Here is a 20,772-nt window from a genome sequence, read left to right on the forward strand (position 1 = left end):
CAGCGATTTGTGGCGATCGGCAGAGGCCGGTCCGCTGTCAGGCTCGGTTGAGCCGGGCGGCGATCCCATGGCCGATCAGCAGGTACATGAGAGCCGGGAGGCCGTAGTTGAGGACAACTCGCAGACCCGCTGTGTCCATCGTGAAAATGTCCTGCGACCACCAGGCCAGCCAGTCCGCCGTTCCCCGCACGAACTCGACGAACACATTCGCCTGGTTCGCGTCGAGCAGGAACAGCACGATCCACAGGCCGAGCAGACCTGCCGCGATGTCGGCGATCGTGCAGACAGTGAGTGCCGCGCGTCGTGCGGCGGCCTGGTTGCGCATGGAGCGGTCCCGGTCTGAGGGCTGGTTGTACGACTGGTACCCGGGAACCGGGTCGATGTTACTCACAGGAAATCCGATCGACGTAGTGCCATGTCGGCGCGCTCGCTCCAGGTACGGAAATTCAGCCCGGGTAGTCGCCTTCTCTCTTCCTGCTTCTGCGTTCTGCATGCGCCGCCGCGTTACACCGCCGCCCGCAATGACACAAATATGGCTGCCCATTCAGGCAGTTGCCTAAATGTTCACGCATCAGGTCACTTTTCCGGATGGAATGAAAGGGGCTATTTCCGGAGTGGCATCACCGCCCCAAGTCCATTGTGCGCGCAATTTATGTAGAGGTCATGACGGTGGTAAGTATGCGCCTTCATAAGGGTGTCGGTCTCGCGACCATCTCCGTCCGCCCGTGACACTCCTGAGGTGTGGCGCGCTGTTGGGAGTGACCCCGGCGGGGTCATGGCGCCCACCCTCCGGGGGGAGGGTATGCAGGCGCCGCTATGCAGGGGCAGGCTCGGTTTCCCCCCGTGACCGGGTCTGTCCCTGCTCGCACGGCACCGTCACGGCATGCGTCTGCTGCGGGCGTACGCCGGGGGCATCCGGGCGGTGAGAGCCGTTCGGCGGTGGGTGCCCAGGGTGTGACGGGTCGGCGATCCAATGCGCTGTAGGGGGTGGCCCCAGGGTCCCGTGGCGCCCGCTCGCCCCCCCTTTCGAGTGGGTGGTCGCGCATTGAGGGGCAGGCAGGCGAGTCCCCCGTCGTCTGCCTGCCCCATGCGCGCCCCTCGGGAGTCGTCCGGTCCGAGGGGGGAATACGCACGGGCCTGGGCATCCGCGGCCCGAATGGCCGCAACCGTGATAGTCGACTCTGGGGACGTACGAGCATCGTGATGATCGGGGTGGGTGTGCAGGGTCTGCTGGCGGACCGCTATCAGGTGCAGGAACTGCTGGGACGCGGCGCGATGGGCGAGGTGTGGCGGGCCTTGGACCAGGTCCTCGGGCGCCCCGTGGCAGTCAAACTGCTCCGTGCCGAAGAGCCGGCGGACGCCGAGCGATTCCGCATGGAGGCGCAGATCGCGGCCCGGCTCAACCACCCCAACGTCGTGGGCATGTACGACTTCGGTGCGCACCACGAGCAGCTCTACCTGGTCATGGAATTCGTCGATGGCTGGAGCCTGGCCCAGGAACGCTCCCTGCGCGGCGCCCTGGCGCCGGCGGAGGCGGCAGCCATCACGGCCCAGGCGGCCGCCGGCCTTTCTGCGGCACACCAGCAGGGAGTGATCCACCGGGACGTCAAGCCCGCCAACGTGATGCTGACCGCCGACCGCACAGTGAAGATCGCCGACTTCGGCATCGCGCGCTTCGCCGAGGATGCCGCCAGCACCTTGACCGCCACCGGCAAGATCCTCGGCACCGCCGACTACCTCGCTCCGGAACGCGCTCTGGGTCGGTCCGCACAGCCCGCCTCCGACGTGTACTCCCTCGGCTGCGTGCTGTACGAACTGCTCACCGGACAGCCTCCGTTCAGCGGAGCGACCTCGCTGGCGGTGGTCCAGCAGCACGTCGGTGCCACACCACCGCCACCCGACCGACTGCGCCCCGAGATACCGCAGCCGCTCTCCGACCACGTGCTGCGTCTGCTCGCGAAGGACCCGGCCCACCGGCCCACCGCCGAGCAGGCGGCCGACTGGCTCGCCGAGCAGCACGGGACGCCGCGACCGGCCGAGCCGAACAGCACCACTCTCATGTCCGCCCCGGCGATTCCAACACCTCCGGCCCCGCACCCCGGGGAGTCCCGCACGGGCGCGCACTCCCGCCGTCGCGGCCACCGCAAACTGGCCACCAGATCCACTCTTTGCGGCGCCGGCCTCGCACTGTTCGCAGGGGCCGCAGCCCTCGGAGCATCGCTGAACTCCGGCGACGACACTCCTACGTCACCCTCTTCTCCCACCCCGACAACCGTCAGATCGTCACCCGAGAGCCGAGCACCGACCCCGACACCCCCGTCTGCCACTCCTTCCGCCACGACGCCGCCTGCGCAGGAGGACCATGAGGACGACGGCGACGAGCGCTCGGGTAAGCACGGCAAGGAGAAGGACGAGAACGGGCACTCCGACGACTGAGCCGCTGCCGAAGCATGCGTGAAGCCCCGGTGCCGACCGGCCCTTCGCGAGCCCTCGACCGGCAGCGCTTGCTCCTTGGGTTTCAGCAGTGCCCAGGCGTGCTGTGAGGCAGTGGGTGCAAGGCCCGCCGCCGGACGGCGTGGTGGCGGGGAGCCATCCGATCGAGGCGGGCCATGCTCCGGTGGACAAGGAGCGTTGATTGTTGGGCCTGGCGGCGCTGATGTCGCCGAGAGCAGACTGGGGGTCGCGCTCGATGGCCAGGTCGCCAATGGAGACGACGCCTACCGTGTGCTGCTCGTCGTCGGCGACCGGCACATGACGGACCGAGTGCTCCCGCATCGCTTCCACCGCGCGGCCCACATCGTCGTCGGGCTTCACCGTGACGAGATCGTCGCTGCACGCGTTCGCCACGGTCGTGTCGTTCGGATCGCCGCCGTCGGCCACCGCGCGGATCACCAGGTCGCGGTCACTCACCAGCCCGCGCAACCGCTCACCCTCGGTGACCAGAACGGCGCCGACGTTCTTTCACCGCCCGTCAGCCTTCCGAGTACCCGTAGGCAACCGAAGCCCACGCGCGTGGACGACGGTCAGGATCGGCGATTGTCCAATACCGCGGGGTTGCAGGTGTCCCAGCCGGCAGCGAGCCCCGCCAGTCGTCCAGGACTGGCACACCCCGCTTAACGGATTCTCAGATCCATCTCGTACGCCGCTGAACCTGCGGTTTCATTGGCCGGGCACGTTTTCGGGCGGTGTTGCAGGAGTGGGGTAGGGCAGTGCTGCGAGAGCGGCGTCGAGAGCTTGGCGGAGGTTGTCGGGCAGTGCCCTGCCAGCAGGCCAGGCGACCAGAGCCTCGGCCACTGTCCTCTGCTTCGTGTTCGTGTTCATCGACACCTCACGCAGGAGGTCCCGTGCGTCGTCGGGCGGGATGCCTCCGAGCGCGACCACCACGCCCATAGCCTGGTCGATGCGGGCACGGGCCTGCACACCCTTCGCGATGGTTCGCGGTCGAGCCGGGAACTACCCGCTACGGCAGTGGGGGGTGCCGAGGTCGTACGCCGGCCACCGCGGATGGATGCTCCGGCGAGCACCGAGCGAGACCTCCCACTGCTCGGGCAGTCGACTGAGGAGCTTGCACATGCCAGGGATCACATACGCGTCGCGGTCGCCGACCGCGCGCGTCGACCAGATGGACCGCGCCGCCTGACGGGATGAGCCGACCGCACCAACCGCGACCGTACCGGAGGCGACTTCGTCTCTCCTCACTACGCGCCCGGTCGCGGAACGCGTCCACAGCTATGGCACCCGCACCTCGTTTCAATGACAGAGAATCGCCTTCACGGGTTGCCGCCGCGGATCAGCCGCGGACGGTGATCCCGTACCGGGTCCGCATCCGCCGCAGCTCCCACAGCGAAACAGCGGTCACGGACAGCGGCCCGCCCAGCAGGGAGCAGAACTGGAAGACCGGCGGGCCCTTGGGCATGCCGCTGTCGATCAGGTTGAAGACCGCGAGCACCCACACCAGGATCGCGGTGATCACGGGCGGCAGCATCGCGTGGACGTGGGCGGTGTTGAAGGCGCTGCGCGCCGAGTACAGCGACGCAAAGAAGAAGAAGGGAAATCCCCACACGATCACGGCCAGCGCCGTGAAGGCGATCAGATAGCCGACCAAGTCCTTGCGGTTGTCGAGCGCGCTCTGGGCCGCCACGTAGAGGACCCCGCCGATGACGACCACCGTCAGCACGTACCAGCCGACCGCCTTGAGCGGGGCACGGAGCCGGGAGCGCAGCAGCGGCCGCTGGGGCGGGGGTGCGTAGAGGATGAACCCGAGGATGACCAGCGGTCCGGCGCAGATCAGCAGGATCGGGGTGATGATCAGGTTGGCGATGCCGTCCGTGCCCGCGTCCTCCCAGCGGTCCGCCTCCACTCCGTAGATCAGGATCAGTGCGAGGGTGGCGATGACGCCGAGCACCGTGCGGGCCACTTGGACCCGGTCCACGGTGCGGTCCTCGATCCGGCCCTCACCCTCCTGCACGAAGAGCCGGGCGGCGACACGGTGCGCGGAGCGGATGACGGCGCCGGCGAGGAAGAAGACGGAGAAGAACCACAGGCGGCTGCGGCGGCGGGGCGCGGGAGCGGGGGCCGGTGGGCCGTACGGGTACGGGTGCTGGTTCGGATACGGGTTCTGGTTCGGATACGGGTTCGGCGCGGGCGGGCCGTAGGGACCGCCCGCGGGCGGAGGCCCGTAGGGGTTGTTGGCCGTCGACCCTGGAGGATTGCCCCAACCCGGGCCGCCCGGTCCGCCCGGTCCGTTGCCTCCAGGTTGTCCCGAACCCGTTCCCGGACCCCATCCCCCCGTTGCCATGCCTCTCCCACCGTTGTTTTTCGGCCAGTTGCTGTGTCGCACGGCGACATCGCGGCAGTGTAATGGCTCGCGGAGCGGCTCAAGTGTCGGCTTCCGCAAGGTTCGTTGTCGGGTACGGCGCCTGGTCCTTGTCAGTCTTCCGGCGAGGTGCCCAGGCCGGTCAGGGCGCCGACCGGGTCGAGGTCGGGGGTGCCTCGGGGCCACCAGTCGTCGCGGCCCGGTTCCGACTCGTACGGGTACCAGACGCCGTCGCGGCCGAGGCGGAGCTGCAGATGGCCGCGGGGGTGGGTGAGGCGGTTGCGCCAGGGGCGGAAGGCCGGGAGGTCGGCGGCGAGGAGGAGGGGGCGGGCCCGGTCGAAGCGGCCGGCGGGTGGGTCCCAGGGCTCTTCGAGTACGGCGAGACCCTCCAGGCCGCCCTGGCGCCATGCGGCGACCGCGCGGGCCAGATCGGCCGTGGTGCGGTCGGCGGCGGAGGCGAGTGAGGAGTACAGGGCACGGGTGGCGGCGGTGAGGCCGGAACCGGGGCGGGCGGCGGCGAGCCGTACCGCGTCCTGCCACAGGGTCACCTCGGCGACCGGATCGCGCCCGGTGCTCAGCAAGGCGTGGGCGCGGGCGGCCGCGTCCGTCGCCAGCTGGTCCAGCGCGAAGGGGTCCGGGCCACCGGGTGCCGCCGGGTAGACCGGGGGCTGCTCCGGGTGTGCGGGTACGGGCAACGGGACCGGCAGGGGTAGGAGTTGGCGGTCCGACGCGAGGGCGTCGGTGGCCCGCACGCCCGGGAGGGGCGCAGGTTCCCGTTCCTGGGCGGCACGGGCCGCACGGGCGGCGTTGCGACGGGAGAGGGCGTCGAGCAGCCCGCGTTCGCCTCGGCCGCGCAGCAGGAGCAGTACGAAGGGGTCGGCGTCCAGCAGGCGTGCGGTCTGGTAGCAGAGGGCGGCGGCGTGCTTACAGGGGTGACCGCGGTCGGGGCAACTGCAGTGCGGATCGAGGTCGCCGGGGCCCGGCAGCAGTGGTACACCGCACTCGGCGAGGGACTGGGGCATCTCCTTGTCGAGCAACGCGGCGATATGTCCCGGCCTGTCGGCCGCGGCGTCCAGGAACCGCGCCCAGTCGGCGTCGTCGAGCGTCCGCAGCCGCACCTGCACGCGGTACGGCCGCGGCCGACTGCCCCGCACGTACGCCAGCACAAGCCCCGGCGTCACGGTGATGGCGTCGACATGCCCCTGCTCCGCGTAACCGCGTCCGCGGGTAAGCCGCTTGGGATCGAGGGCGCCCTCTTCCAGAGCGGTCACCCAGGCGTTGCCCCACCAGGTCTCGGCGAAGCGAGCGTCGTCGTCGGAGGGGCGGGGTGCGAAGGCGGGGAAGGTACGGCGGAGTTCACCGTCGCGGCCGGGGGCGGCCATGGAGCGGGGGACCTGGGGGGTGGCGGGAGTGGCGGGTTCGACGGGAGTGGCGAGTTCGGGGGATGTGTGGGGTGCGGGGGGCGCTGCGGAAGCGAAGGGTTCTGTGCGAGCGGAGTGCTCGGCGGATGCTGCAGGTGCGGCCGAGGAATCACTTCGGGGGTTGGTGGTGGGTGCGGAAGGATCGGCCGGAATAGGTGAGGGTTCGTTACTGGCGCGCGCCGAGTGCGTTGTGGGTGGCTCTCCCTTGGGTGCGCGTCGATCGGTGGGCGGCAGGGGTGCGGTGCTCTCCGAGGAAGGTATGGTGGGGGCCGGAGTTGAGGGCGTGGCCGAGGTGGGGCTCGCCGGCTGGTTCCGCCGCTGCGCGGACGGTTCGGGCGTCGCCGAGTCATCGCGGGGTGAGTCCAAAGGCGGCATCTGGAAGGCGCCGGCCAGCAGGCTCCGTACATCACGGAAACGTCGGCCCTCTGCGCCGTCGCCCTCGCCTCGTCGGCCCTCGGAACCGGTCGGTGCGGTTCGGCGCGACCGGCGCGTGTCCTCGGTTCCCTTGTCAGCCGCGTCCGCCTGAGCCAGCCGCCTCTCCCTGAGGGCGGCGCGCAGCGCTTCACGGGCGACATCCGCGGGACGTGCCTCTTCTCGGCGGGCCGCGGGGTCGGACGCCTGTGTCGGGGATGCCTCGGCGGCACCGGCTCGGTCCGCGTCCGTATCCGCAACGGGACGTGCCCGTCTTCCGCCGGACGCGGCGTCGGACGCCTCCGGCGGGGATCCCCCGGCGGAACCACCCCGGTCCGCATAGGTATCCGCATCCGCAACGGGACGTTCCCCTCCTCCGCCGGACGCGGCGTCGGACGCCTCCACCGAAGTTCCCCCGGCGGCACCGGCCCGCCTCGCACTCGCACCGGAGGGAAGAGATACCGCACGCCGCAACGCCGCACGCGCCGCATCACCCGGCCGGGCTGCGGGGGCTGCGGGGTGGTCGTGCCTCTCCCGCACGGACTCCCCTCCGACAGCCGGCCGCTCCCCCACATCGAGCCCCTCGGATGCCGCCGACGCTGCACCCTGCCCTGCCGAATTCGCCGACGCCTCGCCCCGCCCTACGGCACTCGCCACCCCCGACGTCGAGCCAGGACCCATGGCTTCCCCCGACGCCGAGCCCTGATCTGCAACATCCCGCGACTCCGAGCCCTGCCCCGCAACATCCCCCGCAGCCGCCCCCGCCGCCGAACCCCGCCGCGCGAAACCCGCTACCCCCGAGCCCCGCCTCCCAGCCTCCCCCTGCACCGACTCCCGAGCCGCCGACTCCCCCGGCACCGCCCCAAGCCCAAGCCCCTGCCCCTGCCCCTGCCCCTGCCCCACACTCCTCCCCGGCGCCCCCTCCCGCCGCTCCCGCGCAGCCCGCAGCGCCCGGCGTGCCGCGTCGGCCGGTCGGGGCTCGGGGTCCCTCTGTCGGTTCGGCTCGTCCGTGGTCGGCTCGGAACCCGTGGGCCGCTCGTCGGCGGACATCTCCACGTTCTCTGCGCTCTCCGCACTCTCCGCACTCTCCGCACTCCCCGCGTGCTCCACCTCCCCACCGACCGAACTCCCCACCTTCCCCGCCTTCCCCGCGTTCTCCGCCTCCCCACCGCCCGAACTCCCCCACTCCCCCACCCCGCTCATGACTCCCTCCGCAGCGACACCAGGTCGGACAGCTCGCGAGCCGTCAGTTCCGTGAGGGCGGACTCGCCGGAGCCTAGGATCGCGTCGGCCAGTGCCCGCTTGGATTCGAGCATCTCCGCGATGCGGTCCTCGACCGTGCCCTCGGTGATGAGGCGGTGGACCTGGACGGGCTGGGTCTGGCCGATGCGGTAGGCGCGGTCGGTGGCCTGTTCCTCGACGGCCGGGTTCCACCAGCGGTCGAAGTGGACGACATGGCCCGCGCGGGTCAGGTTCAGGCCGGTGCCCGCCGCCTTCAGGGACAGGACCAGGACCGGCGTCGCGCCGCTCTGGAAGCGGTCCACCATCCGTTCGCGGTCCGGAACAGGTGTGCCGCCATGGAGCAGCTCCACCGGGACCGCCCTGGCGGCCAGGTGGGAGGCGATCAGCCGGGCCATCCCCACGTACTGCGTGAACACCAACGCCGAGCCGTCCTCGGACAGCACCGTGTCCAGCAGTTCGTCCAGCAGCGTCAACTTGCCGGAGCGGGCGGCCAGTCGCTCGGTCGGCGTCGCTGTCTCCTCCTTCAGGTAGAGCGCAGGGTGGTCGCAGATCTGCTTGAGCGAGGTGAGGAGCTTCAGGACCAGCCCCCGGCGCCCCATCCCCTCCGCCGTCTCGATGGCGAGCATCGACTCACGCACCACCGCCTCGTAGAGCGCGGCCTGTTCACGGGTGAGCGGGACCGGGTGGTCCGTCTCCGTCTTGGGCGGCAGCTCGGGGACGATGCCGGGGTCGGACTTCTTGCGGCGCAGGAGGAAGGGGCGGACCAGGGAGGCCAGCCGGGTCACCGCCTCCTCGTCCTCGCCGTTCTCGACCGCGCGCGCGTGCCGGGCGCGGAAGGACTTGAGGGGGCCGAGCAGGCCCGGTGTCGTCCAGTCGAGCAGGGCCCACAGTTCGGAGAGGTTGTTCTCGACCGGGGTGCCGGTCAACGCCACGCGCGCGGGTGTCGGGATGGTGCGCAGGGCCTTCGCCGTCGCCGAGTACGGGTTCTTGACGTGCTGTGCCTCGTCGGCGACGAGCATGCCCCAGTCGTGCTGGGCCAGGGTCGGTGCCGTCGACCGCATGGTGCCGTACGTCGTGAGGACGAAGCCGCCGTCCAGGTCCTCCAGGGTGCGGTCGGGGCCGTGGAAGCGGCGGACGGGGACGCCGGGCGCGAAACGGGTGATCTCCCGTTGCCAGTTGCCGAGCAGCGAGGCCGGGCAGACCACCAGGGTCGGGGCCGTGCGGGCGCGCTTCAGGTGCAGCGCGATGACCGTGATCGTCTTTCCCAGTCCCATGTCGTCGGCCAGGCAGCCGCCGAGCCCCAAGGACGTCATGAGGTCCAGCCAGGCCAGGCCCCGGAGTTGGTAGTCCCGCAACGTCGCCCGCAGGTCGGGCGGCGGTTCGGCCGGTCGTACCCCTGCCGTCAGGCGGTCGCGCAGGGCGGCCAGGGCGCCGACCGGTACTGCCTCGACCGTCTCGCCGTCGACCTCCGCGCTGCCGGTGAGGGCTACGGAGAGCGCGTCGACCGGGTCGAGCAGGCCCAGTTCGCGCTTGCGGGCCTTGCGGACGAGGCCGGGGTCGACGAGCACCCAGCGGTCCCGCAGCCGGACGACCGGGCGGTGCCCCTCGGCGAGCGCGTCCATCTCGGCCTCGGTGAGCGGGTCGCCGCCGATCGCCAACTGCCAGCGGAACTGGAGCAGTTCCTCGCTCTCGAAGAAGCCGGTGCCGTCGGTCGCCGAGCCCGGTGCCGGTCGTACGACCGCCGCCGCGCTCAGGTCCTGCGCCAGGTCCCGGGGCCAGTGCACCGCCACCCCGGCCGCGGCGAGCCGGGTCGCCGCCACGCCCAAAAGATCGCCCAACTCCTCGTCGGACAGGGCCAGTACGTCGGGCGCGTCGTGCTCGGACAGCCGGTCGAGCGGTGCCCACACCCGGGCCGCGCGCCGCACCGCCAGCGCCGCGTCCACCCGCGCGCGTGGCCCGAACGCCGCGTCCGCCTCGCCGGACCACAGGGCGGCGGCGTCGGCCACCAGGGTGGGGTCGGCGAGGCTGTGCACCTGGACGATCGCCGCGCCCGCGCTGCGCACGCCGTCCCCGCCCTCCCCGCTGTCGTCGAAGAGGTCGTAGGCCGACAGGTCCAGGCGCAGCGAGATCCGCACGCCCGCGTCCATGCCCGCGGCGACCTCGGCCGCCCACTCGTGCGCGTCGGGCAGGCGCTGGGCCTCGCGCGCGGCGAAGGGCCTCCCGGAGGCGTGCGGGGCGGCGGGGGTGCGGGGCAGGGTGTCCGCCACCGCGTCCAGGAAGGAGCGCATCAGCGCCTCCGGCTCGGGCAGCCGCAGCGGGCCCGGACCGGTCAGGGGGACCGCATGCCCTTCATACGGCAGGGCCGCGGCGATCGCCCGCAGGTGCGCGATGTCGTCCGGGTCGAGCGGGCCGGCCCGCCAGGCGTCGTGGCCGGCCGGGGTCAGGCCGGGCAGCAGCCGGCCCCGCGCGGTGAGGCGCAGGGCGTGCAGCGCGGCCGCGCCCCAGCAGGCGGTGGCGGGGTGGGCGGCCGGGTCGCGCCGGGCGCCCACGAGCAGCGGCAGCGCCTCGCCGAGCGGCAACGACAGCGCGGGGGTGGGCCTGCGGCGGACTCCGGCTCCATGACGTCGTACGACAGTGAGTTCCGTGTCCACACCGGGCAGCGGGCCGCCCTCGGGGTCCCAGAAGGCCATCCGCCCCTCGCGCGGGAGGGGCGCGGGCAGGAAGACGGCCGCGAGTCGGACGGGGACGGTCTCCCCCGCACGCTCGGCCACCGCGGTACCGCCGCTGTGCGCGACCCTGTCGCTCATACGTCCTGTCACCTCCCGCCCATGAGTCGGATCAATCGTCTTCGACTCTACGGGCGGGGTCTGACAATCGGCCCCGGCGACCTGCTCGGGCCGGGCGGCTCACGGCGTGATCAAGGAACCGTGCGCGAGACGACGTACACGAACGGATGGTCCGGGTCGGACATGTTCACGACGAGGTCCTGCGTGGGATGCGGGTTCTTCTGCTCGCGGATGAGGCCGTACCACGGACCGGGGCCCTTGAAGTCCCAGCCGGTGATCTTCTGGTCACGGGCGCTGATGGAGATGTCGTCCGGCTTGAGATCGTCCCGGTCGAGGCCCATGGTCTTCAGGTAGGCGTCGAGGTTGCCGGAGTTCGTCTCGAACTGGACGTACAGACGGCTGGTCCGCCAGTTGTTGGTCTCGTAGTACGCGACCTTGTACGACGGAACCGGGATCGTCACCTGGTAGATGCGGCGTTGGACCCTGGAGGGCCAGCCCTCGGTGAGGCCGGTCGCCGAGTACTTCGCCTCCTTGTCCTTGCCGCTGTCGCGGCTCTGGTTGGCGGAGATCACCAGATAGCCGGCGGGCACGCCGATGAGCAGCACGATAATGAGCAGGGTGAGCGCCCTGCGCCGGATCATGTGGCGGCGGTCCTCGGCCGGCTGCTGCGGCTCGTCCGGGGAGTCTGCCTGGCGGGGTACGGTCACGGTCACGCCGACCCCTGCGACGACCGGCGGGCCTCCGCGAACCGCGCGTAGCGCTCGTAGCGCTCGACCCGGCGCCGGTTGGCGCGGCGGAAGCGGCGGGCGACCAGGCGGGCCAGGTCCGCGGCGCCGACCATGCCGGCCTCGGGGCCGAGCTGCGCGCGCGTGATGCGGGCTTCGGGGCGGTAGCCGCGGCCGGTGAGGTGGCGCTTGAAGGCGTCCCGCGCGGGGCCGATCAGGAGGTCGTCGGCGGCCGAGACGCCACCGCCGATGACGAAGCAGGACGGGTCAAGGGCCGCCGCGAGGTTGGCGATGCCGACGCCGAGCCACTGGCCGATGTCCTGCAGCAGCTCGATGCACATGGCGTCGCCGTCGCGGGCCAGCTCGGTGATCATCGGGCCGGTGATGTCGCCGATCTGGCCCTTGACGTGCTCGATGATCCCGTACGCCACCGGAGAGTCGGCGGCGGCCAGCTCCTTCGCCTCCCGAACCAGCGCGTTGCCGGAGCTGTACTGCTCCCAGCAGCCACGGTTGCCGCACGCGCAGCGGTGCCCACCGGGCACGACCTGCATATGGCCGAACTCGCCGGCGACGCCGTACTTGCCGCGCTTGACCTGTCCGTCCTCCAGGATCGCGCCGCCGATGCCGGTGCCCAGCGTGATCATGACGAGGTGGTCCTCGCCCCGGCCGGCGCCGAAGCGCCACTCGGCCCAGGCGGCGGAGTTGGCGTCGTTGTCGACCAGGACGGGCACGGCGAGGCGGCCGGCGAGGCGGTCCCTGAGGGGTTCGTTGCGCCAGGACAGGTGCGGTGCGAACAGCACGCGGTTGCGTTCGGCGTCGACCCAGCCGGCCGCGCCGATGCCGACGGCGTGCACATCGTGGCGGTCGGACAGGTCCAGGACCAGCTCGACGATCGTGTCCTCGACGACCTTCGGGCTCTTGGACTTGTCCGGGGTCTCCGTGCGGAGCTTCTCCAGGATGTTGCCGTCGGCGTCAACGACGCCCGCCATCACCTTCGTGCCGCCGATGTCGATACCGACCGTCGGAACGCGGGGTGCGGTCAGGTGTGACCTGCGCTCCCGGGAACCGACCGTTCGGAGCACGGGGGCTCGGCGGGAGCCGATGGGGGCGGTGAAGTCGCGGTAGGTGCTCATCAGGCCCGATTCTGCCGCACGCTCACGCTGGGTGCCGAACGGGGCGGGAAAGGGGGGCACAGGTCACAGCACTTTGTCCGGACATTGCGACCAGCCGGGTACACCGGTCGCTCTCCGGTCAGGACCGTACGACGGTGGCGCTCATGGCCGTACGAGCAGCTGGAACTCGAACGAGTACCGGCTCGGACGGTAGGTGTGAGTGCCGTACTCGACCGCTCGGCCCGTGTCGTCGAACGTCACGCGCTGCATGGTGAGCAGCGGGGCACCCTCCTCCTCCGCGAGGCGTTCGGCCTCGGCGGCGGTGGCGGCGCGGGCGCCGATGGTCTGGCGGGCGCTGTGCAGGGTGATCCCGGCGGTGCGCATCAGACGGTAGAGGCCGGTGGCCTCCAACTGCGCGGTGTCCAGGTCGATCAGGGCGGGCGGCAGGTAGTTGCACAGGTAGGCCATCGGCTCGCCGTGCGCGAGGCGCAGCCGCTCGATGCGGTGGACGTCGCTGTCCTCGGCCACCCCGAGCGCCGCCGCGACCTCGGCGGAGGCCGGGACGACTGTGTTGACGATCACCTTGGTCGCCGGGCGCTGGCCGGCCGACTCCAGGTCGTCGTAGAGGCTGCTGAGCTCCAGCGGTCGCTTGACCTGGCTGTGCACGACCTGCGTCCCGACGCCTCGGCGGCGCACCAGCAGCCCCTTGTCGACGAGCGACTGGATGGCCTGGCGAACGGTCGGCCGGGACAGGCCGAGGCGTGCGGCGAGTTCGATCTCGTTGCCCAGCAGGCTGCCGGGGGTGAGCGCTCCGTGCTCGATCGCGGCCTCAAGCTGCTGGGACAGCTGGAAGTACAACGGCACCGGACTGCTCCGGTCCACACTGAGCTCGAGTTCCACGGTCGGGTCCACTTCTGGTTTCGGCACGGGCCGAGCGTAGCTCTACGCGTTGTTGACGGGAAGTAGTGTAGTTCGATTGTCCTGACATATGCATTGACAGCGTACGCACTGAACCCGCACTTTGTTTCCATGCGCATCGGGGTCATCGGTACGGGCCGCATCGGCACGATCCACGCCAACACGCTCAGCCGGCACCGCGACGTCGGCTCGCTGATCCTCACGGACGCGGACGCCACGCGGGCCCAGGCGCTGGCGCACCGGCTGGGCGAGACGGCGGCGCCCGGGATGGACGAGATCTTCAGGTGGGGCGTGGACGCGGTGGTGATCACCACGGCGACGTCGGCCCATGCCGAACTGATCGGTCGGGCCGCGCGGGCGGGGCTTCCGGTGTTCTGCGAGAAACCCATAGCGCTCGACCTGCCGGGCTCCTTGCAGGCGATCGGGGAGGTGGAGACGGCCGGGACGATTCTCCAGATGGGTTTCCAGCGCCGCTTCGACCCGGGGTACGCGGGCGCGCGCGACGCGGTGCGGTCCGGGCGGCTCGGGCGGTTGCACACCGTGCGGGCGCTGACCAGCGACCAGGCGCCGCCGTCGGCGTCGTGGCTGCCGCTGTCCGGCGGGCTGTACCGGGACACGCTGATCCACGACTTCGACGTGCTGCGCTGGGTGACCGGACGCGAGGTTGTCGACGTGTACGCGGCCGGGTCGGACGCCGGTCCCGTGATGTTCCGTGAGGCCGGTGACGTCGACACGGCGGCGGCGGTGCTCACACTGGACGGCGGCACGCTGGCCACGGCGACGGCGACGCGGCTGAACGGTGCCGGGTACGACGTGCGCATGGAGCTGGCCGGGGAGTTGGACCAGATCGTGGTCGGCCTGGACGACCGTACGCCCATCGCGTCCACCGAGCCGACCGGGCCGCCCGCGGCGGACAAGCCGTGGTCGGGGTTCCTGGAGCGGTTCGGGCCGGCGTACGAGGCGGAGCTGAACGCGTTCGTGGAGGTGGTGCGCGGGGAGCGGGCCAATCCCTGCGACGGGCGGGAGGCCTTGCAGGCGCTGCGGATCGCGGAGGCCTGCGAGGTGTCGCGGCGGGAGCGAAGACCGGTCGCGCTCGGGGAGATCGCGGGCGGGGCCCAGGCGACGGCGCTGTGACGTCCGGACTCGGAAACCCACGGTGCCCGGCCCGCTACCAGCACACCGGTAGATTCCGCATCCCCCGGATCAGCATGCCCGGCAGCCACTCCCCCGGCGGACCGTCCGGCGCCAGGTCGGGAGCTCGCTCCAGCAGGGACCGTATCGCCGTGCGGGCCTCCAGGCGGGCGAGGGGTGCGCCCAGGCAGTAGTGGATGCCGTGGCCGAAGGCGACGTGGCCTCGGGTGTCGCGGCGGATGTCGAAGGTGTCGGGAGCGGCATAGCGGCTCGCGTCCCGGTTGGCCGCCGTGAGGCCGACCAGCACCGGTTCGCCCTTGTCGATGGCGACGCCGGCGATCTCCAGGGGCTCGGCGGCATACCGGAACGTCGCCGTCTCCACCGGGCCTTCGTGCCGCAGCATCTCCTCGACCGCCCCGTCAAGGAGGGTCATGTCGGTGCGCAGGGCGGCGAGTTGACCGGGGTGAGTGAGCAGGGCGTGCACGCCACTGGTGATGAGGTTGACCGTCGTCTCGTGCCCGGCGATCAGCAGGATGAAGGCCATGCCCCGCAGTTCGTCCGGGGAAAGCCGGTCGCCGTCCTCGGCCGTGGTGCGGATCAGGTCGCTCAGCAGGTCACCGCTGGGCCCGGCGCACCGTTTGTCCTCGATCAGGTCGGTGAAGTAGGCGCCCAGGGCGACGAAGGCGTCGACCTCACTGCCCGGGCTGGTGGGTGCGATCGCCTCCGTCGACATCTTGCGGAACTCCACGCGGTCCAACTCGGGCACGCCGAGCAGTTCGCAGATGACGGTGAGCGGCAGCGGGTAGGCGAGGGCCTCGACGAGGTCGGCGCGGCCCCGCGGCAGCATGTCGTCGAGCAGGTCGTCGGTGATCCGCTGGATTCTCGGCCGCAGCTCCTCCACGCGGCGCATGGTGAAGGCACGCGAGATGAGTCCGCGCAGCCGGGTGTGCTGGGGCGGATCGGTGGCCAGCAGGTTCTTCCCGATCAGCTCCTCCTCGAGCGACTTGAAGCCGATCTTGGTGCCGTCTTTCGAGAGCCGCTGGTCGGCGAGCGCCGCGCGTCCCTCCTCGTGCCCGACGACGAGCCACACGTCGGACTGCCAGTCGGGCAGCCGGACGCGGTGCACCGGGCCCCGCTCCCGTAAACGCGCGTACACCGGATGCGGGTTCTCGCGGAACCCCTCTCCGAACTCCCCCAGGTCGATCACGTCTGTCATGGCGCTCCGCTCCCCCTCCGACACACCGACAACGCACGGGATCCCTGACTAGTGCCCGTCGCCCTCCAGTTCCTCCAGCAGTCCCGCGTCGTACGCCAACAGGGCGATCTGCACACGGTTGTTGAGGTCGAGCTTGGCCAGGACGCGGGAGACATGGGTCTTGACGGTGGCGACGCTCATGAAGAGCTCCACGGCGATCTCGGCGTTGGCCAGGCCCCGGCCCACCGCGACGGCGACCTCGCGCTCACGGTCGTTGAGCGCGCTGAGCCGCTCACGCGCGCGCGTGCGGCGCGTGTCGGCGGAGGTGCCGGCCGCGTGGTCCATCAACTGGCGTGTCACGGTGGGCGACAGGACCGGGTCACCGGCCGCGACACGGCGCACGGCGTCGACGATCTCGGCGGGCGGGGTGTCCTTGAGCACGAACCCCGCGGCTCCGGCGCGCAGGGCGCGCAGCACGTGGTCGTCGGCGTGGAAGGTGGTCAGCAGCACGACCTGCGGGGCGTCCTTCCGGCCGCGCAGCCGCTCGGTGGCCGTGAGCCCGTCGACCGACGGCATCCGGATGTCCATCAGCACCACGTCGGGGCGGACACGGTCGACCAGTGTCTCGACCTCGGCACCGTCGGCCGCCTCGCCGACGATCTCGATGTCGTCGGCACCGCCCAGCATGAAGGACAGGCCGGCCCTGACCAACGGGTCGTCATCGACGAGGAGGAGTCTGATCGCAGTCATGTGCCTTACGTAATCACGGTTGTACGGCGTGGAGGTGCCGGACGGTGTGGAGTGCCCGGCGTCACCCCCACGGCAACCAGGACCGCACCTCGAACCCCCCGTCCGCGGCCGGCCCGTGTTCCAGCCGGCCGCCCGTCAGCGTGGCCCGTTCCGTCAGGCCGATCAGGCCCTGCCCGGAGCCGGGCACATGCGGCACCTCGCCCTCGGGTGCGGGGTTGCGCACCGCCACGGTCAGGCCCTCGCCCGACGCGCCGGTCACCGTCACCGTGACCTCCGTGCCGGGGGCGTGCTTGCGGGCGTTGGTCAGGCCCTCCTGGGCGATGCGGTAGGCGGTGCGGCCGACGGAGGCGGGTACGGTCGCGGGGTCGGTGACGCGCTGGTCGAGGGTGACCTTCATGCCCGCCTCGCGGGACTCGGTGGCCAGCGCCTCCAAGGCCGCGAGGGTCGGCTGCGGTCGGCCAGCGTCGTCGGCCTCGCCCGCCCGCAGCACGCCGATGATCTCCCGCAGGTCCTGGAGGGCCTCGTGGGCGCTCTCCCGGATGACACCGGCCGCCCGCGCGATCTCCTCGCGGGGCGCGTCGGGCCGGAACTCCAGCGCGCCCGCGTGCACGCTGAGCAGGGTCAGCCGGTGGGCGAGGACGTCGTGCATCTCCCGGGCGATGGCCTCACGGGCGAGCCGCTGTGCCTGCTCGGCACGCAGCCGGGCCTCCGTCTCGGCGCGCCGGGCACGGTCGCGCAGGCTCAGCATGAGCTGCCGTTTGGACCGGGCGAGCATGCCCCAGCCGACGACCGCCACGGTCAGCAGCGAGGCCAGGAAGACCGACCAGGGGTACGACAGGTCGGGCTCGGGGCGGTACAGGAAGTACACCGGGTTCAGGACCGCGTAGGTTCCGGCGACCCAGGCCACGTACCGGAAGGGCCGGTGCACGGCGAGGGTGAACAGGGCGATGAGGCTCGCGCCGCCCGCAGTGCTCGACACGAGGGCGAGCGGGACCATCGCGACGGCGAATCCGACCGGCCAACGTCGCCGCAGCCACACCGCGGCGCAGGAGAGCGCGCCCACCAGCTGGTCGAAGGCGGCGTAGCCCGGCGGAAGGTCCTCGCTCTTCATCGTGTCCGCGGCGAGCAGCCCGATGAACACGGCCAACAGGAAGCAGGTGAAGTCGACCACCCAGTCGCGGGCGGTGCGCCGGGGCCGCCCGGAGCGCTCGGGGTCCGGGTCGAACTCCTTGATCAGAGCCGAGGGCAGCAGCCAGCGCCGCCCCGCGAACGCCTGCGGTGCGGGCACCTGCTTTTCACCACTCACGGTCGACAAATCTACGCAGCACCGGGCCCCGGCGCGCCATCGCGGGCGCGATCAACGACCAAAGTCGCGGCACCGCAGACCTTGGTCGCGGCGAGTCACCCGGAACGTGGACTTCCGTCTGACATGGCTCGCCCCGCGGCCGATTGGCGTGGGGGGTCCGCGGGGCGAGAGTCATGGCATGAAGCAGTTTCTGGAGATCCTCGGAGTCATCGCCCTGGCGCAGGGCGTCGCCGGCCTGGTGAACGAGTTCACCGACTGGGACTGGGGTCTCGTACAGGGGCTCGGCTTCCTCGACGGCTTCGAGATCTACGTGAGCGTCGCCCTGCTCGTGCTGGCGTTCGCGCTGTTCGCAGCCGCCGGGAGCCGGAAGTCCGGCTGAACACGGACCGGACTTCCGGCCGATCGCGCCGTTCCTCGGCGTCGACCGTGATCTCGGGGGCTCAGCAGCTGTAGTTGATCAGGTCGAACGACTCGTAGTGGTCGGCCGTGTAGTAGTCCTCCTGGTTCTCCTCACCGGTGACGATGCGGCGCGCACCGCGCGTGGAGGAGCCCGGCGTGATCACGGTGTACTCGTGGTAGTAGCCGGAGGACTGGCTGGGCAGGATGCCTTCCCGGTTCTGGAAGACGGTGCCGTCCTGCGAGTAGGGGAAGGGGCCGCCCTGCTCGATCAGGTCGAGCGTGTCGTAGGCCTGCGACGGCAGGTCGCTGTAGCAGATGCTGCCGACCGCGGCGGCCGCCGGGGTCGCGGCGACGGTGCCGCCGACGAGGAGGGCGGACAGAACGGCGGCTGCGGCGCCGATGCGGGTGATTCGTGGGGGGAATCTCATGGCTTCATGATGACGCGCGTAGACAGTGGCATGTCAATGACAACACTGGAGATTTTCCCGGCAAGTCCGATGAGTTTTCGGGAAGTTAACGTACGCCCCGGCGTCCTCACCCGATCTCCATGAGGAGTCGCGCGAGAACGCCGGCCGGCCGGGCGTCACGCGTTCTCGGGGAGCCCGAAAGTGCCGTAGTCGGGGCGTCCCGCCAGGTCGTAGGAGTGGATGGCGACGCCGGTGCTCGTCGTGCGGCCTGCGGTGTGCTCGAACTTGGTGGGTACGGCGCCCTCCGCGAACAGGCGGTGGCCCGCGCCCAGCACGACCGGGAACGTCAGCAGATGGAGGGTGTCGACGAGGTCGTGGGCCAGCAGGGACCTGACGAGGGCGCCGCTGCCGTGGACCTGGAGTTCGCCGTCGGTCTGCTCCTTCAGGGCGGTGACCTCCTTGGCCAGATCGCCGCTGATCACGGTGGTGCCGGCCCACTCGGGGTCCGTCAGCGTCGAGGAGGCGACGTACTTCGGGAGTGCGTTCAGCTTGGACGCGACCGGGTCGGCGGGGTCGGTCACCTTCGGCCAGAACCCCGCGAAGATGTCGTACGTACGGCGTCCGAGGAGGAAGGCGGCCGGGCGCCCGAAGACCTCGTTGATGAACTGGCCGAATTCGTCGTCGGCGTACGGGAAGACCCAGCCACCGTGCTCGAAGCCGCCGCGGGTGTCCTCCTCCCGGCCGCCGGGTGCCTGGTAGACGCCGTCGAGCGTGACGAAGAGGGTGGAGACGAGCTTGCCCATGAGGAGTGCCTCTTTTCGGGGGTGCGGTCTGTTGTCATCACCTCAGACCCCGTCGGCACCCGCAACTCATCGGTGGGCGGGATTGCTGTGCGGGTGGATGGGGGGGGCCGTTCCTGGGGGCTGCCGCCCCCAGACCCCCGCTTCGGCCCCGAAAGGGCCTCATCCTCAAGCGCCGGACGGGCAGAAATGCCGAGACCAGCGTTTGAGGAGCGAGGCCCCCCGGACTCAGCCGCCCAGCTCCTGATGCCGCGCCGCCAGCCCCGCCGCGCCCTGCTCCGTCAGTGAGCCGAACAGGCGCAGTCGGGAGATGCCGCCGTCGGGGAAGATGTCCACGCGCGCGTGCGTGCCGACGGCGGGGGTCGGCAGGACGAAGCGGTGGTTGGTGTCGGGCTGGAGGCGGGTGCGCGGGAGGATCTCCGTCCAGTCGCCCGACTCGCCGTCCTTTACCGACACCGACGCCCAGCCCGCGCTGTTGCCCTTCAGGTACGCCGTGTCGATCTCGATCGCGCGGATGTGGGACTGGGACACCAGGCGGTAGCGGATCCAGTCGTTGCCCTGGTCCCGGCGGCGGCGCGTCTCCCAGCCGTCGTCCATCTTGCGGGAGCGGCCCGGCTGGATGGTGTTCGACGCCGGGGAGTAGAAGAGGTTGGAGGCGTCCTCGGCCTGGCCGCCGTTCTCCAGGGCGACCACGTCGAAGGTGCCCAGCACCTCCAGCCACTTCGGGTCCGGGGCCACCTCGCCGTAGACGCGCAGGCGCGCGATGCCACCGTCGGGGTGCTGGTTGACCCTCAGGTGGGTGAAGCGCTGTTCGACGGCGATGGAGAAACCATTCTCCGCATGGCCGCCGACCGGCGTGCGCGGCACCAGCGTCGTCCACTTCACGTCGTCCGCGAGCAGTTCCTGAGGCGACGGAGAGCCCGGCACCGAGGTGCCCTCGACCGATACCGCCTGCGGGTAGTTGCCGCGGAAGTGGGCCGTGTCGACGACGATCCCGCGGATCACGCCGGGCGCCCCGAGCCGGACCAGCGCCCAGTCGTGGTCCTCGGCCGTCGGCCACGGGTGCTCGGCGGAGGCACCACGGCGCCGCCGGGTCTCCCAGCCGTCCATGATCTTGCCCTTGTGCCCGAAGTGCTCGGGGTCGAACTCGGCACGCTCGGGCACCAGCAGGTTCTCGCGCTGGGCGAAGAACTCGTCGTTGGCGGCGATGACACCGGCGCCCAGCCGGCGGTCGGCGAGGTTGGCGTACTGGGTGAAGGGGAAGTCGGCGGTGCGGTAGTCCGCGTACGGGTCGCCGCCGCCGTAGGGGTTCGCGTCGCCGGTGAAGCTCGGTATCGCCGTCACTTGAGTGTG

17 protein-coding genes and 1 pseudogene are annotated in these 20,772 nt (G+C 71.3%); 3 read left to right on the plus strand and 15 right to left on the minus strand.

Annotated features, from left to right (window positions below; translation table 11 throughout):
- Positions 1–37: 37 nt before the first annotated feature.
- A complete protein-coding gene (locus ACIA8X_RS42795; RefSeq protein ID WP_393459325.1) occupies positions 38–391 on the minus strand; it encodes a hypothetical protein in 354 nt (117 codons plus the stop codon).
- A gap of 812 nt (positions 392–1,203) precedes the next feature.
- On the opposite strand from ACIA8X_RS42795, the gene ACIA8X_RS42800 reads away from it, so the two are divergent.
- The gene (locus tag ACIA8X_RS42800; protein ID WP_393459328.1) at positions 1,204–2,436 is read left to right on the plus strand and encodes a serine/threonine-protein kinase; all 1,233 of its coding nucleotides are present in this window, start codon (positions 1,204–1,206) and stop codon (positions 2,434–2,436) included.
- 198 nt (positions 2,437–2,634) lie between these two features.
- On the opposite strand, the pseudogene ACIA8X_RS42805 reads toward ACIA8X_RS42800, so the two are convergent.
- The 8 genes and pseudogenes from ACIA8X_RS42805 to ACIA8X_RS42840 form a co-directional block, all read right to left on the minus strand.
- Positions 2,635–2,961: pseudogene (locus tag ACIA8X_RS42805) on the minus strand (CBS domain-containing protein); the annotation flags it as partial.
- A gap of 198 nt (positions 2,962–3,159) precedes the next feature.
- Complete coding sequence (locus ACIA8X_RS42810; protein ID WP_393459331.1) at positions 3,160–3,420, minus strand: ANTAR domain-containing protein; 261 nt, start codon at positions 3,418–3,420, stop codon at positions 3,160–3,162.
- A 370-nt stretch (positions 3,421–3,790) separates the two neighbouring features.
- Positions 3,791–4,798 (minus strand): hypothetical protein, encoded by a 1,008-nt coding sequence (locus ACIA8X_RS42815; protein ID WP_393459334.1) that lies wholly within the window; start codon positions 4,796–4,798, stop codon positions 3,791–3,793.
- 131 nt (positions 4,799–4,929) lie between these two features.
- A complete protein-coding gene (locus ACIA8X_RS42820) occupies positions 4,930–6,612 on the minus strand; it encodes an SWIM zinc finger family protein (RefSeq protein ID WP_393459337.1) in 1,683 nt (560 codons plus the stop codon).
- Positions 6,613–7,847: 1,235 nt separating this feature from the next.
- Positions 7,848–10,697: an SNF2-related protein gene (locus tag ACIA8X_RS42825; protein ID WP_399460569.1), complete on the minus strand. Its 2,850-nt coding sequence runs from the start codon at positions 10,695–10,697 to the stop codon at positions 7,848–7,850.
- 110 nt (positions 10,698–10,807) lie between these two features.
- Positions 10,808–11,389: a sugar kinase gene (locus tag ACIA8X_RS42830; protein ID WP_393459343.1), complete on the minus strand. Its 582-nt coding sequence runs from the start codon at positions 11,387–11,389 to the stop codon at positions 10,808–10,810.
- Complete coding sequence (locus ACIA8X_RS42835; protein ID WP_393459346.1) at positions 11,386–12,534, minus strand: ROK family glucokinase; 1,149 nt, start codon at positions 12,532–12,534, stop codon at positions 11,386–11,388. The genes ACIA8X_RS42830 and ACIA8X_RS42835 overlap by 4 nt, the downstream gene beginning before the upstream one ends.
- A gap of 141 nt (positions 12,535–12,675) precedes the next feature.
- Complete coding sequence (locus ACIA8X_RS42840) at positions 12,676–13,413, minus strand: GntR family transcriptional regulator (protein ID WP_393459716.1); 738 nt, start codon at positions 13,411–13,413, stop codon at positions 12,676–12,678.
- Between the two features lie 129 nt (positions 13,414–13,542).
- On the opposite strand from ACIA8X_RS42840, the gene ACIA8X_RS42845 reads away from it, so the two are divergent.
- Positions 13,543–14,565 carry a Gfo/Idh/MocA family oxidoreductase gene (locus ACIA8X_RS42845; protein ID WP_399460570.1) on the plus strand — a complete coding sequence of 341 codons (1,023 nt, stop codon included), beginning with the start codon at positions 13,543–13,545 and terminating at the stop codon, positions 14,563–14,565.
- Between the two features lie 34 nt (positions 14,566–14,599).
- On the opposite strand, the gene ACIA8X_RS42850 is transcribed toward ACIA8X_RS42845, so the two are convergent.
- The 3 genes from ACIA8X_RS42850 to ACIA8X_RS42860 form a co-directional block, all read right to left on the minus strand.
- Positions 14,600–15,778, minus strand: coding sequence for a cytochrome P450 (locus tag ACIA8X_RS42850; protein ID WP_399460571.1), 1,179 nt, complete (start codon positions 15,776–15,778; stop codon positions 14,600–14,602).
- 48 nt (positions 15,779–15,826) lie between these two features.
- The gene (locus ACIA8X_RS42855; RefSeq protein WP_393459355.1) at positions 15,827–16,507 is read right to left on the minus strand and encodes a response regulator; all 681 of its coding nucleotides are present in this window, start codon (positions 16,505–16,507) and stop codon (positions 15,827–15,829) included.
- 61 nt (positions 16,508–16,568) lie between these two features.
- A complete protein-coding gene (locus tag ACIA8X_RS42860; protein ID WP_399460572.1) occupies positions 16,569–17,813 on the minus strand; it encodes a sensor histidine kinase in 1,245 nt (414 codons plus the stop codon).
- A gap of 178 nt (positions 17,814–17,991) precedes the next feature.
- Between ACIA8X_RS42860 and ACIA8X_RS42865 the strand changes: the two genes are divergently transcribed.
- On the plus strand, positions 17,992–18,192 hold the full coding sequence (locus ACIA8X_RS42865) for a hypothetical protein (RefSeq protein ID WP_393459361.1): 201 nt from the start codon (positions 17,992–17,994) through the stop codon (positions 18,190–18,192).
- A gap of 61 nt (positions 18,193–18,253) precedes the next feature.
- On the opposite strand, the gene ACIA8X_RS42870 is transcribed toward ACIA8X_RS42865, so the two are convergent.
- The 3 genes from ACIA8X_RS42870 to alc all read right to left on the minus strand — a co-directional run bounded on the left by ACIA8X_RS42870 (position 18,254) and on the right by alc (position 20,763).
- Complete coding sequence (locus ACIA8X_RS42870) at positions 18,254–18,640, minus strand: ribonuclease domain-containing protein (RefSeq protein WP_393459364.1); 387 nt, start codon at positions 18,638–18,640, stop codon at positions 18,254–18,256.
- Positions 18,641–18,795: 155 nt separating this feature from the next.
- Positions 18,796–19,422 carry a dihydrofolate reductase family protein gene (locus ACIA8X_RS42875; RefSeq protein WP_393459367.1) on the minus strand — a complete coding sequence of 209 codons (627 nt, stop codon included), beginning with the start codon at positions 19,420–19,422 and terminating at the stop codon, positions 18,796–18,798.
- Between the two features lie 225 nt (positions 19,423–19,647).
- On the minus strand, positions 19,648–20,763 hold the full coding sequence (gene alc / locus ACIA8X_RS42880; protein WP_399460573.1) for an allantoicase: 1,116 nt from the start codon (positions 20,761–20,763) through the stop codon (positions 19,648–19,650).
- Positions 20,764–20,772: the final 9 nt, after the last annotated feature.

It is taken from the genome of Streptomyces sp. NPDC051738 (assembly GCF_044453205.1).
Taxonomy (GTDB): Bacteria; Actinomycetota; Actinomycetes; order Streptomycetales; family Streptomycetaceae; genus Streptomyces.

What these genes read in the sequence shown, in the direction of transcription:
- ACIA8X_RS42800 (WP_393459328.1), top strand. Translation starts at nt 1,204, where the DNA reads ATGATCGGGGTGGGTGTGCAGGGTCTGCTGGCGGACCGCTATCAGGTG.
- ACIA8X_RS42815 (WP_393459334.1), bottom strand. Translation starts at nt 4,798, where the DNA reads ATGGCAACGGGGGGATGGGGTCCGGGAACGGGTTCGGGACAACCTGGA.
- ACIA8X_RS42820 (WP_393459337.1), bottom strand. Translation starts at nt 6,612, where the DNA reads ATGCCGCCTTTGGACTCACCCCGCGATGACTCGGCGACGCCCGAACCG.
- ACIA8X_RS42825 (WP_399460569.1), bottom strand. Translation starts at nt 10,697, where the DNA reads ATGAGCGACAGGGTCGCGCACAGCGGCGGTACCGCGGTGGCCGAGCGT.
- ACIA8X_RS42835 (WP_393459346.1), bottom strand. Translation starts at nt 12,534, where the DNA reads ATGAGCACCTACCGCGACTTCACCGCCCCCATCGGCTCCCGCCGAGCC.
- ACIA8X_RS42845 (WP_399460570.1), top strand. Translation starts at nt 13,543, where the DNA reads ATGCGCATCGGGGTCATCGGTACGGGCCGCATCGGCACGATCCACGCC.
- ACIA8X_RS42850 (WP_399460571.1), bottom strand. Translation starts at nt 15,778, where the DNA reads ATGACAGACGTGATCGACCTGGGGGAGTTCGGAGAGGGGTTCCGCGAG.
- ACIA8X_RS42855 (WP_393459355.1), bottom strand. Translation starts at nt 16,507, where the DNA reads ATGACTGCGATCAGACTCCTCCTCGTCGATGACGACCCGTTGGTCAGG.
- ACIA8X_RS42865 (WP_393459361.1), top strand. Translation starts at nt 17,992, where the DNA reads ATGAAGCAGTTTCTGGAGATCCTCGGAGTCATCGCCCTGGCGCAGGGC.
- ACIA8X_RS42870 (WP_393459364.1), bottom strand. Translation starts at nt 18,640, where the DNA reads ATGAGATTCCCCCCACGAATCACCCGCATCGGCGCCGCAGCCGCCGTT.
- ACIA8X_RS42875 (WP_393459367.1), bottom strand. Translation starts at nt 19,422, where the DNA reads ATGGGCAAGCTCGTCTCCACCCTCTTCGTCACGCTCGACGGCGTCTAC.